Origin of the sequence: Sulfuricurvum sp., from assembly GCF_028681615.1 — a bacterium.
Taxonomy (GTDB): domain Bacteria; phylum Campylobacterota; class Campylobacteria; order Campylobacterales; family Sulfurimonadaceae; genus Sulfuricurvum.
In genome coordinates this window covers 530,872-546,568 of the sequence record NZ_JAQUHV010000001.1, presented here as the reverse complement: position 1 = coordinate 546,568, position 15,697 = coordinate 530,872, and the positions used below count along the sequence as shown (strand labels likewise).

At 45.9% G+C, this 15,697-nt stretch carries 15 protein-coding genes; 6 read left to right on the top strand and 9 right to left on the bottom strand.

The window, feature by feature from the left end:
• The first annotated feature begins 75 nt into the window (after positions 1-75).
• Positions 76-759, top strand: coding sequence for an SIMPL domain-containing protein (locus tag PHE37_RS02895; protein ID WP_300008174.1), 684 nt, complete (start codon positions 76-78; stop codon positions 757-759).
• Here PHE37_RS02895 and PHE37_RS02890 read toward each other — a convergent pair.
• The 9 genes from PHE37_RS02890 to PHE37_RS02850 all read right to left on the bottom strand — a co-directional run bounded on the left by PHE37_RS02890 (position 732) and on the right by PHE37_RS02850 (position 11,549).
• On the bottom strand, positions 732-1,997 hold the full coding sequence (locus PHE37_RS02890) for a hypothetical protein (RefSeq protein WP_299995727.1): 1,266 nt from the start codon (positions 1,995-1,997) through the stop codon (positions 732-734). The genes PHE37_RS02895 and PHE37_RS02890 overlap by 28 nt on opposite strands.
• A complete protein-coding gene (locus PHE37_RS02885; protein ID WP_299995725.1) occupies positions 1,990-2,226 on the bottom strand; it encodes a DUF2249 domain-containing protein in 237 nt (78 codons plus the stop codon). The genes PHE37_RS02890 and PHE37_RS02885 overlap by 8 nt, the downstream gene beginning before the upstream one ends.
• Complete coding sequence (locus PHE37_RS02880) at positions 2,223-2,657, bottom strand: hemerythrin domain-containing protein (RefSeq protein WP_299995722.1); 435 nt, start codon at positions 2,655-2,657, stop codon at positions 2,223-2,225. The genes PHE37_RS02885 and PHE37_RS02880 overlap by 4 nt, the downstream gene beginning before the upstream one ends.
• Positions 2,658-2,732: 75 nt before the next feature.
• Entirely contained in the window at positions 2,733-5,558 is a 2,826-nt protein-coding gene (locus PHE37_RS02875) for a translocation/assembly module TamB domain-containing protein (protein WP_299995721.1), read from the bottom strand.
• Positions 5,555-7,249: a BamA/TamA family outer membrane protein gene (locus PHE37_RS02870; RefSeq protein ID WP_299995718.1), complete on the bottom strand. Its 1,695-nt coding sequence runs from the start codon at positions 7,247-7,249 to the stop codon at positions 5,555-5,557. Before PHE37_RS02870 ends, PHE37_RS02875 begins: the two co-directional genes overlap by 4 nt.
• A 23-nt stretch (positions 7,250-7,272) precedes the next feature.
• A complete protein-coding gene (locus PHE37_RS02865) occupies positions 7,273-7,833 on the bottom strand; it encodes a hypothetical protein (protein ID WP_299995717.1) in 561 nt (186 codons plus the stop codon).
• A gap of 84 nt (positions 7,834-7,917) precedes the next feature.
• Complete coding sequence (locus PHE37_RS02860; RefSeq protein ID WP_299995715.1) at positions 7,918-9,723, bottom strand: TonB-dependent receptor; 1,806 nt, start codon at positions 9,721-9,723, stop codon at positions 7,918-7,920.
• Positions 9,681-9,926 (bottom strand): hypothetical protein, encoded by a 246-nt coding sequence (locus tag PHE37_RS02855; RefSeq protein ID WP_299995713.1) that lies wholly within the window; start codon positions 9,924-9,926, stop codon positions 9,681-9,683. The genes PHE37_RS02860 and PHE37_RS02855 overlap by 43 nt, the downstream gene beginning before the upstream one ends.
• 45 nt (positions 9,927-9,971) lie before the next feature.
• Positions 9,972-11,549 (bottom strand): methyl-accepting chemotaxis protein, encoded by a 1,578-nt coding sequence (locus PHE37_RS02850; RefSeq protein ID WP_299995711.1) that lies wholly within the window; start codon positions 11,547-11,549, stop codon positions 9,972-9,974.
• 67 nt (positions 11,550-11,616) lie between these two features.
• Here PHE37_RS02850 and PHE37_RS02845 point away from each other — a divergent pair, with 67 nt between their 5' ends.
• From PHE37_RS02845 to PHE37_RS02825, 5 genes are all read left to right on the top strand, one after another.
• Positions 11,617-12,942, top strand: coding sequence for an NFACT family protein (locus tag PHE37_RS02845; RefSeq protein WP_299995709.1), 1,326 nt, complete (start codon positions 11,617-11,619; stop codon positions 12,940-12,942).
• 3 nt (positions 12,943-12,945) lie between these two features.
• The gene (locus PHE37_RS02840) at positions 12,946-13,254 is read left to right on the top strand and encodes a hypothetical protein (protein ID WP_299995707.1); all 309 of its coding nucleotides are present in this window, start codon (positions 12,946-12,948) and stop codon (positions 13,252-13,254) included.
• 82 nt (positions 13,255-13,336) lie between these two features.
• Positions 13,337-14,095: a phosphatidate cytidylyltransferase gene (locus tag PHE37_RS02835; RefSeq protein WP_299995705.1), complete on the top strand. Its 759-nt coding sequence runs from the start codon at positions 13,337-13,339 to the stop codon at positions 14,093-14,095.
• Positions 14,092-15,168: a 1-deoxy-D-xylulose-5-phosphate reductoisomerase gene (gene dxr / locus PHE37_RS02830; protein ID WP_299995703.1), complete on the top strand. Its 1,077-nt coding sequence runs from the start codon at positions 14,092-14,094 to the stop codon at positions 15,166-15,168. The genes PHE37_RS02835 and dxr overlap by 4 nt, the downstream gene beginning before the upstream one ends.
• Positions 15,162-15,692: an alpha/beta hydrolase gene (locus PHE37_RS02825; RefSeq protein ID WP_299995701.1), complete on the top strand. Its 531-nt coding sequence runs from the start codon at positions 15,162-15,164 to the stop codon at positions 15,690-15,692. The genes dxr and PHE37_RS02825 overlap by 7 nt, the downstream gene beginning before the upstream one ends.
• Positions 15,693-15,697 lie beyond the last annotated feature (5 nt).

The window sequence follows — 15,697 nt, the reverse complement described above, 5'->3', positions numbered from 1 at the left end:
CCGCTCAAAAGAGAGGGTACAATTGTGCTTCGGTACAAATTTTTTGAAAATTGAATTGCTTATAAAAGGATTGTCATGAAATATAGATTTTTTATACTATTTTTTATTCCGGTAATACTCAACGCTCAGATGAATATTACGACGGTTGAACGGGTGGAAACGGCTTTGAAGCCCGATGTCCTTCAGGGGCAGATCGGTTTTGAAGAGCAGGGCAAAAATCAAAATACGATCAAAGAGCATCTCAATGCCATCGTTGCCGAGGTAAAACGGTTTGATCCGAATGCAAAGATATGCCGAGGCGGTGGATATTACCTCTCTCCGCAATACAGCTACAAAGATCAAAAACGTGAATTTATCGGCTACAGCGCTAACCTCAATTTCAATTGCGAGTTTAAGAGCATTGATACCTATAATGAACTGAGTACGGTGATCGATAAGGTTACGGCTACCGGTGTCCGAAAGAACCAGGGAGCTTTGAATTGGGGGGTCAGCAGTGTTCGGGAGGCTGAGGTTCAAGGTGGCATGCGATTGGAACTTTTACGCAAAGCCCGAAATCAGTCCGAAGCATTTTCCAAAGAGACGGGGATGGAATGCCTCGTGAGCAGTGTCAACTTCGGCGGTGCATCACGTCCGATGCCGATAATGGCGAAGGGGATGGCGATGATGGCCTCAGCCCCTACGGAGAGCCCTATCCAAAGCGACGAGATAACACTGCTGGAAGCTACCGTCGATTACACCTGTTCGAAGCGGGTACCGTGATCGAGAGTATAACGGTATAGTTTCAATGCACCGATGAGGTTGTAGCCTAAAAGTGCGAAGAGGGCGAATGCGATTATCCCCGCGAGGATGAGCAGAGGCGGATACACTACCGATACGATCGCCGTAACGGATACGAGAACAAACAAACCGAACAGCGATTGGGAACGTTTGAGAGGGATAATATTCGACATGATCGGTGCATCCATATATCCTGCGGAATTGAGATGGAACCAGACCAGAAACGGGACAATTTTTCCGATCATCCCCAAAATAATCGATACGGCAAACAATGCATAGGCTATCAGAGCAATCTGAACGAATTGTTCGGCGTTGCTGACAAGGGAGAGCATATAGCTGACCAAAGCGATCAAAAGCAACCCCATCCCTGTGCCCCAAAACCAGATACTAACATCGCTAACACGACGTTTGCGTTCACGCAGGCGTCGAACCGTCGTCGTCAAAAATCCCATAAGGACCCCCGCCATCAGAAGGTCAAACACCCAAACGTAGGGAAGATCATAAAAAAGCCAAAGTGTTTTAAGCGCCAATGCGGCAGGCAGGATCCGAAAAACATTTCGTTTGCACCAGTCGCTGTAGGCTGTTGTGACGTAAAACATCTCCACCACTTGAAACGCAACCGCGATTATCAATGCGCCGATCCAACCGATAAGGGCAAACGAATAGTGGGTTTCACGAATAAGTGTGTGGAGGGTAGAAAGACTCATTTGGGCGTATGCATCCGCCATCTCAATTCCGAGCAATGCCGCAATAAAAAGGGAGACCAATGCAACCAGCATCCCGCGAAGCGTACTGTGATTCCCCCCTTTGATCAATAACGGTGTGATTAAAAAAACGGTATACACCAAAGCACTTCCGAGTAAAACAGCCGCTATAACATACAACGGTGCCGCCTGAGTGATAAATGCCCCCGCCAAAGAAAAAATACCGATATTCAACAACGCATGGATAATAAAAGCATTTCCTGCCGGAGCAGGGATAGGACGACCGCCGAGGACGCTTTGCATCTGGAAGAGCGCACCGATCATGCTCATCGTAATAATTCCTAAAAACAGCAGATGTATCGCAGCGAGTGAGAGGGGGTGATTTGGTGTGAGAACCTCTGTCGGAGCGATGATCATCAGCAGTGATAAGGCGATGCCGAAAATCGGTACGCTCAGAAAAAAGCGCATCACAACCGAAATCGGAGGTGCCTGATCCAGTGATAACCCCTCAAACACGATACACCTCCAAATCCCCGTCGCGGGTAATATAAATATGCCAAACGTTTTCGCTCTCTGCGTACGAGAGGTATTTGCCGCCGTTTTTAGCGATAATCTCGAACAGTGGGGTCGGTTCGCGTCGATGAATCATATGGATCACCTCACCGCTTTTGAGATTTTTGAACGCATCGACCGCCATTTCCAGCGGAACGGGATGATCGAGTTCTCGGGTGTCGAGAAGAATCATAGCGGCATATCCCGCAACGTTTGGATCATGAGTTCCGCGTCGCCGTTGAGCGCACGATCGATCATCGGGTAGAGCATTTGTTCCTCTTTCATGTTGTGCTGCTGCAGCATAATCATCATCGATTCTCCGATCCCGAAAAAATCATTAACACGGTTTTCACTTAAAGCCGATCGCATCGATTCGATCAAACTTCGGAGCTGTTGGTGTTCATAGCGCATCATCTGTGTCGGTCCGCCCATCATCCCCGTCCGTTTTTCGAAAGTGATAAAGAGTTCTTTCTCTTCCATATCAAAATGATGGTTCGTGGCACTGGAAAATGCTTCGAACAGCTCTTTGGCACTTTCAGTGTTTTTGGCTGCCAATGCATTTTCCGCTTCGGTATACAAATGGTCGCAGGCACGGTGATCGTCACGCATAAATTCGAAAATCATGGCAAATTCCTTGATAAGAGTATAACCGAAAGTATAAGAGGATCGATAGGGATACATCTTGACGGAAATCAAGATTTATTTTTTAATGGGCTTATTATGCGGAAGAAAGTCTCTGAAATCTTTGATGTAGACGGCATTGATCCCCTGTCCAAGAGCATGGATGTCGGCGTCCAAGCGTAACCATCGGTTGACCTGATATTGCACGAGAACACTGGAAAGGGTGTCATTTTTATAGAGGACACGGAGGTCTTTGTTCAGCTTCGCACCTACTTCAAACCCCATCCCCCCCTCGGCGTTAGAGAGGATATTCATCGTGTCGATTTGGATTTTTGTTGCTCCGTTGATGAGACCTTTTATCCCTGCTCCTAACATAAAGTTTGTTGCATCGGCACGGACTCCGGAAGAGCTGTTGTCTCCCGTTGCCGTACCGGCTGGGGTACCGAAGAGGATATAGCTCATGATGTCGTTTTGCGTCATCACCGGATCCGAGCTAAAGAGAAAAATTGGCGAATCGAGGGTGTGCGTGACGTAGATGAGGATTTTTTTATAATCGACTTCATAGGCAATCGTCAAATTTAAGTATGGATTGAGAGGGACATCCCCGCCGAAATAGATTTCACTCGGCTTGATGGTGAACTCTTTTCCGCTTGTTTTTGCCGTACCGGAAGAGATACTCACCATCCCTAAAATCTGCATCAGAGCAATAGGGTCTTTCCAGAGGGTGATATCGGGGTTTATCCGTAAATCGAGTTCTTTCGTCTGGTAGTGGATCGGTTGCTGTGCCGTGATATGGAGATTCATGGCAAGCTTTATTTGGCTAGGAGGGCGGACATCCTGGATAATGATAATGTCATCGTCCATAACTTTCAGCTGTTGCAGCGGCAGATAGGTGATGGTTGCGTCCAAGATGTTGATGGAACCCGCAAGCATCTGGTTTGCTTGGGCATCGCGTTCAAAAGTGATATCCGCCGCCGCATGGGCAGAACCTTCCGGACCGTGATAACTAAACCGATCCGATCGCAGCCGCAGGGAGGTACTCAAGTCGGGAGAGACGGTTCCGGTGAGAAGCAATGAATCGTAGATCCAAAACTCATCGATACTGAGTTTGCCATCGGTTCCCAGATGCATATGTGAGGTTTTATCGCTCATAACGTCATGTCCGGCGACTTCGAGGCGGTAGCGGGGGATCGTTATGTTGCCGTCGTTATACGAAACACTGATTTTGCCGTCAGTTCCTCCGAAAGAGCGTTGAGAATCCAGAACGGCCGCATACCAGGGAATGGTTATATCGCTCTGGATATGGAGGGTATTATTTAGGGTTACATGTGTTTTTGCCCGGACTTCCATATCGTAGTACTCGCCGTGACTTAGCTCTATGGGGTCCAGTTTGGAGAGAGAAGCGAACGCGGACGGGATCAGGGTGTCAATATTGAGGGTGGTTTGATTGGCGGACAGACTGCCGTCAAAGTCGAAGAAGGCACCGATATAGTTTCCCGAACCTTTGATACTCTCTCCGTGCAACGTCGCCGTTAGAGCCAAATTGTCTGCTGAGAGATTGATCTGACTGACATTGGATTCGTTGCTGAGATAGAGTGCGAGATGTTCGGGCGGTTTATGTTTCCACCCTTTCCATAACGGTGCATCGGGTGGAAGAGTGAGATTTCCTTTGAGTGAATGATGGCCGTTTTGGGTGGAAAATTTTCCGCTAAAGATCGCTGAATCATGGGTTGCGTCGATGAAACCCTCAATCGCATCCGAGCTAAGCAGATAGTCGCCCTTGGCCTTGAGATTCAAAGGTGAAGCGCTTAGAAATGTAGGAAGAGAGGGGATGAAATTGAGATTTTGGTGTTCGCTTTGGAGCTCCCATACAAAACGCTCGTAATCGTGGCTGGAGAGATGCAGCGTACTTCCATCGAGGGTCATGGTACCGTTCACTCCCTTCGTATTATCGGCAAATTCTCCGTGCAGGGTATTGGATGGAAGCGGATGTGCGGAGGTGATAAGGCCGTCAAATTCGGTTGTTGTTTTTCCTTCAAGGGCATAACGGAGGTGTTGTTTGGTTTGCATCGAATCTTGGAGGCGTTGTAGAAGATAGGTTGCGTCGATATCAAAATAATCATCGTCATAGCGATAGCGAAAATCGATGGCTATCGTATTGGCATTGAGCAGCGCATCTTGTTTGGATGGGAGGCTGGCAATGGAAGTCTGTAAGAGGGCTTTGGTATCGGAAAGTTCGTTGATTTTAACCCGAACAACGCGCGGCAATGTCGTAAATTTCCCGATGTAGGGAGCCAGCTCGACTGCATTTGGATAAAGATCACCCACTCCTACGAGGGCATTTTTGGATACTTTGCCATGAACCGCACCGCTGGCATAGCGTGATTTTAGGGTTGCATCGAAGGATGCGAAATCGAGTACGTCTCCGTCATAACTGCCGTTTTTGGCATGAATATCGAGTTCGATCGGATAGGTGCTGATGAGTTGAAGATTGGTGACGGTGACTTCGCGGAGCTTAAATGTCGGAAACGGCCATGGGGAGGATTCATCACTCAAAAAATCGCTCAGATGGAGTTGCAGCCCGTCGATACGGATAGAATCGATTGTATGCTCTCCTTCCAACATTTTTACGAGGTTGTATTTGAGAATGAGGGTTTTGGCTTTTGCCTTTTTATTTTGGACATCATGGAGGGTGAACCCTGTGAGTAATGATCCTTCAGATCGTGAATAGTGGATGTCAAAGGGTTCGAGAAAGTAGGTGTTGACGATATCAAGACTGTCGGGTCGAAACGCGATATAAAAAGCTGCCGAACCGAGTAATACGGCACTGTAAAGGAGAAAATGAAATGTTACAAACAGATGTTTCAGCCACTTTAGCCAAGGGAGCGAACGGAATCGTTTCAAAACAGTTCTCCGATACGAAAGTGGATCGCATTTTGGGCAAAATCTTCGGGATTAAACCCAAAATCGATTGCGACCGGTCCTACCGGAGTGACATAGCGGAATCCAAAACCAACCCCCAGATATCCGTCTTTTGCATAGTCGGGAATGATATTTTGAGACGCAAAGGTGACATCGCTGAATAAAACCCCTCGAAACTCCTGATAAATCGGAAAACGGTATTCTACTGTCCCTTCCGTTATCGATGCAAATCCGATAGGGTCTCCGTCACTGTTTTTTGGTCCCAAATCCCGATACATGTAGGCACGGTTGGAATTCATCCCACCGGCGTAAAAACGATACGAGGAGGGGACCGATCCGTCGTAGACACGAAGGGTTCCCCATTTGAGTTTGGCTCCGAAGACATGTTCATCGATACTGGTGATGTATGCACCGGAAAGAAGCGTTTTAAGGTAGGTGGCATCGGAGAGCCACGGTGTATACAACGATCCCATCACGTTGGCATTCAGCCAATACCCTTTTGTAGGGTTGAGCGGTTTATCGCGTGTATCGTAATTGAGCTCTCCAATCGGGGAAGCGATGAAAAGCTTGCTGTTTGGAAAGGTTGCGATATCTTTACTTTGATACGTTTTGACTTCGTCAAATAATACCCCCATCATCGCCGAAGCAGGAATGTCCTGATACTTGGCCGTAAATTTTTCATAGGTACTTTCAGTTTTATACCCGTCAAAAATCTCGTTTTTATATCCGATTTCAGCACCTAAAAGTCCACGGTTTTCGAGTGGTAAACCAAAGGTTCCCGATGCTTCTTGTTTGATCGGAGAATAGCGTGCATCCAGTGAAAGGGTCTTTAGATCTCCTAAAAAATTACGGTGTTTAATCCCTGTCTGCGCCGTAATCCCCTCATCGCTGCTGTACCCCAATCCCGCGGTAAATCGGATCGGAAGTTCGGCCTCTTCGATGTTGAGCATAATCGGAACCACACTGCCGTTGCGTTCGTTGTCGTTGATAATAACGCGTGTGACCCCTTCTCGTGCGTAGAGGGCTTCGTAACTTTGGCGGATGGCCTCGACATTATAGGGGTCTCCCTCTTTAAAGCGGAGCATTGAGGCGGTAAGCTTTCCGTTGATATTCGGAGTCGATTCGACGGTGACGGGACCGAATGTACAGAGTTCTCCCGGAGTAGCTTCGAAGAGGAGATAGGCATGATTGGTTTCAATATCAACCCATGCCTTGGAGTTGAATTGAGCGTTGCAATACCCCGCCTGGGCATAACGTTTTTTGATTTCGGCTTTGGATTCGGAGAATTTTCCTTGGTCGAAAAGGTCATCATTCTGGAGTAAAACAGCTGAATCCACGTCAATCGGACTGTTGATTTTCACGTCACCGACCAGGATAGGATCGTTTTCTTCTATTTTAAAAACAACCTCGTTTTCTCTGGTCTCTGAAGTAATTTTTGTGTGATAGAACCCTTTGGATCGGTAAAAGCTTGTCAACGCGGAGAGACTTTGGGAAATTGCCACGGATTCGATGGCAGGGCGATCTTCCCATACCTCTATGGGATAGGGTTTTCGTAAACCCAGTGCATCATAGAGATCACTATCGGATATTTTTTTGTTGCCCTCAAAAGTGAGGAGAAGAGGAGATGCAAAAAGACAAAATGTCCATGCCGCGAGCAGCAAAACAATGCGCATACATTCTCCTCTCTAAAACTTCTCTATTTTACCCTAAAAGCCCCAAACAGTAACATAATAATAGTAATCTCTAACGGAAACAGAAGAATGTGAAGCCCGTAAACCTGCATCTTCGCATCGCTGAATTCGTAATGTTCAAGGAGTTTATAAAATCCGTACGAGAGGAGGAGCCCGGCGAGATAACCTTGCTGTTTGGCAATATCGATCCATCCCATGATACGGGCTTTTTGGGCAAAATGGGTTTCTGCCCGAACCAAATACCCTCCGAACACAAAGGAGAGCTGATAAGCTCCGTAGACGATAAGTGCCGTTAACTGATATTTGGGAAAAACGAGAAAATATCCGATCATGCCGAGCATAATGATTTCTGCGGCGAGAGAGAGGATAAAAAAGCGCTCCAGCCGCATAAGATGATGATACACGTACGCCATTCCCATGAGTCCAAGTGCGAGCATGATCCCTCCGGCAGAAAAGGTGGAGGGGCTAAGCGAACCGTAAATGGTAAAAACAGATCCTCCCACCATTCCGGTGAAGAGGGAGTTTAAAAATTTGTAGCGGAGATAGGGCCGGAAATGAAGTTTCATTTTTTAGAACACCAAAGGAATAAAATCCCTTTGTTTTTGCTGGCCGCTATGGCACTAAAGTCTGCCGCTAAGCGGCAAAGTATTTTAAAACTTTGCATTTAAACCTACTGCGAAGGTACGACCGTATGTTCCGTATCCGAAAACTTCCTGATAGAGTTTGTCGGTTAGATTGTCAGCTTTGAGGTAGACGCTCAGGTTGGATGTGATATCGTAGTTTGCAAATGCATTCCAAAGGGTATAACGCCCTGTTTGTACCAAAGTAGCCGGATAGGTGGAATAGTCGGTGTCCGGACGGGTTCCGATATAACTTGCGGCAGTACCCAGCGTTAGTTTGTCACTCGGATAGTAGGTAAGCGATCCGTTAAAGGTATCGTTCGGACGGCGTATCAACGCGTTGCCGTTTTTATCTTTTGCGAAAAGTCTGTTATAGGAGAGACTCATTGCAAGAATATCGGCAAACGTATTGTTATAACGCACTTCGTATCCTTTAAACGTAGATGTCCCGCTGACTTGCTCATTCACATAAGTAGACGGATTGTAGCCGATGAGATTATTTACACGGTTATTATAATACGTGAGGCTTAGATGTTTGTATTGCGCCGTCGTATCAAAACTCTTAGTGGTCTCAGGCTGCAGGTTCACGTTCCCGTATATCGGTGTATACAGCTCAGCTAAAGAGGGGGTGCGATACGCCGTTCCATAGTTGCCACTTAGTGTGATGTCCTCGTCAAACAGATATTTTGCACCGATTTTTCCGGTTGTTTTATCTTTAAACGTATCGTAAGCGTCTCGACGGATCGATTCGCTCAGGATAAATTTCTCCCATCGATTGGTATTGGTAGCAAAGACCCCTTTTGAATTCAGTTCTTTGGAACTGATCGTGTCTTTTGATTGGAGAGTGCTTCCTCCGATTATAACAAACGCATCCGGTGCATAATGAAATGTTCCAAGAAGGTTCAGCTCTTTATTGACCCCCTTAAAAGCACTGGTCCAGCCGAGCGGATCTTTTTTATCAAACGTCGTTATTGCATAGGTGGTATCGAAATAATCCGAACTGTTGAATGTATGGCGATACCCAATATTACCCAAACGGTTGATTTGGTGAATTTCGTTGGGAACATCATTGGGACTGAATTGATCGTAATGGACTTTCGCATCGATCAACGTCAGCTGTGTTCGAAGTGCGTCTGCAGAGGTTAGATCGTATCCTAATTTTGCGTTGATCGTTTGGTTCAGATAGCCGTCGGATTCATACTGCTTCGGACTTTCACCTTGAGGCGTCAGTGCAGAGATACCGTTGCTTTTTAGCTGGTTGGCTCCGACGTAATACGTAAGCGCGCCTACGCGCTGTGATAGATTGGCTCCGATTTTCGTTGTAGCATAACTTCCGTACTCGAGGGAGGTGTTGGCCTGAAGCGTTTCAGTCGGTTTCTTGGTAATGATATTGATAACCCCGGCAACGGCATTGGCTCCCCAAATGCCACTTTGTGCTCCGTGGATCACTTCGATTCGTTCGATGTCATTTACCATCAGGTGCTCTAGTTGGCTTTGACCTTTGGTTGTGGTCGGATCATTGTAGCGAATACCGTCAATCATGACGACCGTATTCTCTGAACTGAATCCGCGTTGAAAAAAGGAACTTTGCTGGCCGATACCGCCGCTTTGGGCGATAGGGATATTGCCGAGCAGACGTAAAGCCTCTATGACAGAGGTAATATGTTTTTCTTCTAATTCTTGTGCTGTGATGATATCCGTATCGGAGGTAGTGTTTTTGAGAGACTGTTCGATTTTGGAAGCGCTGACGATAATAGGATCGAGTGTAAGGTCACTAGCCTGTGCAGAGGCGACTAATGTTGCCGCAGCAACAAATGAAAGGGTGATTTTAAACATAAATGTCCTTGAAATAATGTCGTAATAATGGATGAGTTCAGGACACTTTTTGGTGGGGAAACAGTAGAGTAGGTGTGGATCGGATGAGTAGGACAAATCCACGCAATTCGGGTGATATTTTGTAATAGACGGATTTCAGAAGCGTAGGCTTGTATGGCGACGAGAGAGAAATAGGTTTTACCAAATCCCTTCGGTGCATGCATCGCTAATCCTCCCCAAATTTTTTGGGAATTATAGCGAAAAGGGTTTTAGGACTTAAACTGCCCTAATTGGGTATTAAGATTTGTGGCGGCATTGTAGAGCTCACCGGCAATTTTCGAGATTTGTTTGATCTCTAATTGATTGTTTTCAGAGAGGTTGGACATCTCAGAAACTTTACTGATGATTTCATTGATCTTTCGTGCCATATTTTCCGCTTCCTGAACGCTTTTACGGCTGGCATCAACATTGGAACGTAAAACATTGGATGCAGAATTGATTTTTGCGTCGATCTCTTCGCTTCGTTCGGCAAGACGTTCGATATTTTCGCTGTTTGAGTTCATCATGTCGGAAGAATCGGAAATCGATTGGATGACGATAGAGATGGTGGAATTGATTTCAGTCAAACTTTTTTGGGTACGTTCGGCCAGTTTACGTACTTCATCGGCAACGACGGCAAATCCGCGGCCGTGTTCACCGGCACGTGCCGCTTCGATCGCGGCATTGAGCGCGAGGAGGTTGGTTTGGTCTGCGATATCGGAGATGATACTGAGTACCCCGCTGACACTTGCGGCATCGCTGGAGAGCTGGGCAAAACGTTCGGAGAGATCATTGCTCATTTGGGTAGTGTTATGAATCTCACGGGTAATAGCACCGGCAATTTCACGAACTTGCCCCAACTCTTTTTCAGTGGATTGGCTGTTTTCGAGCGTACTTTTTGCCATACTGACACTTTGTTCCAGCGTTACGCCGATTTCGGCAGCGGTAGAGTTGGTATTTTGGGCGATGGTATTAGTTTTTTCCGATTGGGCAGATAGTTTAGTAGCCGCATCATTGAGCACTTCTGTAGAGGTTACCGCCGATGAGGTGATCCGTTTGGTATCGTTGATGGTGCTTTGTATTTTTACGATAAACTGATTTAAATAATTACTCGCTATCCCGATCTCATCGTTTTTATTAAGGATTGGGAGACGTTTTGTTAAATCGCCGTTTCCGTGTGCGAGATCGGACGATACATTGTCTAGCTCCTCGATAGGGCGAAGGATACTGGTTCCGGAAAAATAATTAATCGCAACCAAAAAGCCGGTAAGAATACTCCCTAACAGTAAAAACCATTTAAAAAAGCTTGTTTTGAGCTCATCAAAATAATCGGCTTTGTTGATTCCGGGAATGACCCACATATCCCAGGCCGGAATATAGCGGTATGCTGCGATTTTGTCCTGTCCCGTAGTTGCGGAGACATATTCGTAAATCCCACCTGCTTTGTCTGCACGGATATGATCGATATAGTCGTGACCCGCTTTGTTTTGCCCTTCGTCTTCGGGTTTAGGATGAATGGTCATGACACCATCGGCATTGATAAAATAGACATAACCGCTTTTCCCGATTTTAATGCTTTTGATGTCCTTTTTAAATGCTTCGTCTTCGTAGGCTTTCGGCTCGATTTTAGCGATAAAGTTGACATTTTTTTCCAAAGCATCGGCAACTGAATTGAGATCGTTGGTCATGATGGTTTTAATCGAGCTGGTAGCGATGAAGTATGCTACAATGACACTAATAAGGATGGCGCTCACGGCAGCCACCAGATTAACGATAAATTTAGCTTTGATTGTGTTGAAAAGATTCATGTACGGATACCCATTCTCTGTGTGATGGCATGATTGTAGTTTTCTTTTTCTAAAGCGAAGGTAAAATATGAGATTTTCTTATTTAGAGCAGATTGCGGAGTATATGGTTCGCTTTACCCATATCGTCGCTGCATATCGGTATGACGATACGGGAATTCGGCTTATATTTGATCGGGAAAACAGTTGGAATTTCGATATGCAAAGGGGCAATTCGACGATCAGTATCGGCGAGGCGGCTAACCGCGGGAAAGTCTATCAGGCTCCCTTTGACGTATTATTGGCCAAACGATTTAATCGTTCAACCATCCAGTCTATTACGCTCCATAATCATGATAAGATCATTCGAATTACGGTCAATACAAGCGGCTCGTATAAATCGGAAACGACGATTTTACAGTTTGAATTTACCGGAAAAAATACCAATGTCATTATTTTAGACAAAGATGAAGTCGTGCTGGAAGCATTGCGCCATATCGATAAAGAAGTTTCATCGCGATGTGTTCGGGTCGGACAGGTTTTGGATGATATGCCCAAGCCTCCTTATGAACCGAAATCTTATCCGCTGGAAGATGTACGCGCATTTTTAGTTGATGAGTTCCGACGTCGCAGTAATGACAAACTCAATCGGTTAAAACTTGAGAAAATAGCACTCTTAAAGAAGCGATTAGCAACGTTGCAAAAGCATTTGGATGGACTTGAAAGCGAATCCGCATTAATGGAAGAAGCCGAAAAGTCTCAGCATTCAGGGCATTTGGTTCTGGCAAACTTGGATTTGATAAAGCCTTATGAAAAGAGTGTTGAGTTGAATGATTTTGACGGTACGCCGATCCGGTTGGAACTTCCCTCCGGATGCCACAGTGCTTCCGGATGTGCCGAGAGTTTTTTCAAACGATCCAAAAAAGCAAAACAAAAAGCGATCGGATTGCATCAAGAGAGGAGCAATCTCGAATCCAAAATCCGTCATCACGAACTCTTTATTCAAACCGTAACGGAGGCATCGACACCAGAGGAGATTGCATTGCTGTTCCCGAGCAAAACAGGGGGATCTAAACTCAAATCTTCGGATTCGATTGCCGAATTTTGGATTGACGGAGTCAAAGTTTCACTGGGTAAAAGTGAAAAAGGGAACATTGAACTGCTCCGTAATGCAAAAGCGCGGGATATCTGGATGCACCTCAAAGACCGACCTTCCGCGCATGTCATCATCACAACCGACAAACAGCAGCTCCCTGAACGGCTACTTGAAGCAGCGGCAAAATTGTGCGTAGATTTTTCGGTATTTGAAAAGGGAGCCTATTTGGTCGATTATACTCCTCGAAGAGAAGTCCGTGTGCAAGAGGGCGCTAATGTCCTTTACACCAACTATAAGACCTTGAATGTCCAAAAAGGATAAAAAATGGCAGATATCGGTCCCATTGGCGGCGCTATCTATGTAAACCAACAAATGGCAAGCGTGGCGAGTGATAAAAATGCAGTTTTGAACCGTTTTGAGTTGCAGACATTGGCTGCCGCATCGGCTGCTCAAGAGGAAAAAAAAGAGATCGAAGAGGTTCGCCCGACCGAAGAGAATCAAGGGGTCGATCCCGATCGTGAACATACAAAAGAGCAAGCGGAGCAAGAAGAGAGACGCTCAACCCATCAGGAAGAATCAAGTGAGGAACCAAAGGTGCAAAAACCTCTACACCTTTTAGATATCAAAGTTTAGAATTTTAGAAGGTTAACCGCGCTTTTTGCAATCAAATAAATGCTATAATCGCGAAATTTTAAAACCATTGGTTAATCAAACTATGCAAACCGCGAAAAACTCAACTCAAGAACGCATTGTAACTGCGATCTTCTTAGTCACCGGCGTCCTCGTTGTCGGATTGATCAATAATTTTTGGCTTATCTGGACAGTGCTGGGAGTTATCTATCTTCTTGCATTTCACGAAGCGACACGTTTGTTCGGAATTAACAATAATTCGCTTTATGCCTATGCAGCAATCCTTTGGCTTGCAGCAGCACTGTACCCCTACGGTGAGGATCTGTTTATCATTGCCGGACTTATTTTTGCCGCAGCGGTTGCCTATACTCAGAATATTCCGTGGAAAAACTTTTTTCCGTTTGTCTATCCGAGTGCAGGGATGCTTTTCACCCTTAGTATGTACCAAGAATATGGGATAACCTCACTCTTATGGCTTCTTGTCGTGGTTGCATCCGCGGATGTAGGAGCTTATGTGGTTGGCCGCAGTATCGGAAAAACTCCGTTTAGTATCTCAAGTCCGAGCAAGACACGTGAAGGGGTATATGGAGGTATCGCTGTCGCAACAGCTGCCGGATTCTTTATCGGCATTACGATTGTTGATATGCCCCAAGCGATTATTATTTCTATGATGGCGGCAATCAGTGCCGTTTTCGGGGATTTATTCGAGAGTTATCTCAAGCGCCGAGCCGGAGTAAAAGACAGCGGCAGTATCTTGCCGGGACATGGCGGAGTTCTTGACCGCATTGACGGATATCTTTTTGCCTCCATTGTCATGCTGGTCTTGTTGCGGGGCCTTGTTTGATTCTATTAGGCTCCACCGGATCGATCGGGGTCAACGCGCTTAATATTGCAGAACAATTTCATCTATCGGTCGATACCCTCGTCGCCGGACGCAACATCACTCTTTTAAATGAACAAATCAAACGTCATAATCCTAAACGTGTCGTCGTTATGCGGGACGAAGACCGTTCTTTAGTCCAGCATATGAATGTTTATGCGGGCGAAACGGCAATTTTAAATGCAATAGAAGAGTCCGAGTCGAATCATGTCATCAATGCATTGGTCGGTTTTGTCGGGTTCAGACCTACCCTCAAAGCGTTGGAATGCGGCAAGAAAATTGCGTTGGCGAATAAAGAGTCTCTTGTCGTAGGGGGTTCGTTTGTCGATACCTCACGCATTATCCCGATTGACAGTGAACATTTCGGATTGTGGTATTTGAACCAAGGTGCTCGCAAGGTTGAACGGATGGTCATTACTGCCAGCGGCGGCGCCTTTCGGGATTGGCCGTTGGAGAAATTATCAACTGCGACGCTGGAAGATGCGTTAAAGCACCCGAACTGGTCTATGGGGCAAAAAATCACCATAGACAGTGCATCAATGGTGAATAAACTGTTTGAACTTTTGGAAGCGCGGTGGCTTTTCGGAGAGGGGGAGTACGATGCTCTTGTTGAGACGAAATCCTTGATCCATGCGATGATTGATTATACGGACGGTTCGACTACGGCCCATTTCGCACATGCGGATATGCGTCTTCCTATTGCGTATGCATTGATGGGAAAAGTGGATACGCCGATTGTAGAGCGAATCGATCTAACCAAAATCGGAGCGCTCGAATTTCGTCCGATTGAAAAAGAGCGTTATCCGATTTGGGCAATCAAAGAAGACTTGCTTCAAAACCCTGCACGGGGTGTAATCGTCAATGCGGCGAATGAAGCGGCAATCGAGCGTTTTGTGCGTGGTGATATCCGTTTTATCGATATCTCCACGATGATTCTTAGCGCATACGATCATTTCACCCAAATTCCTGAATCGATCGATGCAATTTTTGAAATGGATGAGGAAATACGCCGTTATGTTCGGGGATTAGCATGTTAAAAGTGCTGATGCTGCACGGCTGGGGCGGAAGTGATGATCCACATTGGCAGGCTTGGCTTGCAAGTGAAATCGCCAAAAAATACGGCACAGTCTCTTTTCCTCTTTTAGACAATCCCCATTTTCCGAGTAAAAACCGATGGATGAAGCAAATCAAATCGATTCTTGCTGATTTTCAACCTGATGTCGTTATATGTCATTCATTGGCAAATATCGCATGGTTTCATTTATGTAATGAAGGGGAAATTTCTCCCGTAAAACGCCTCTTGCTTGTCGCTCCTCCTCATTTGACCTGTGAAATCGAAACACTTAAAACCTTTTTTCCTTTGGAAGCTCCTAAAAATCTGTTTGCCGAAGAGGCATTATTGGTTACGTCAACGAATGATCCGTACATGTCTATCGAAGAGGCTTCGGAGCTTCAAAAAGTACTTGGCATAGAGATGAGGGTGATTGAGAATGGCGGGCACATCAACACCGCTTCCGGATTCGGTGAATGGCCATGGGTCAAAGAGTGGGTTACGCAATGATATGT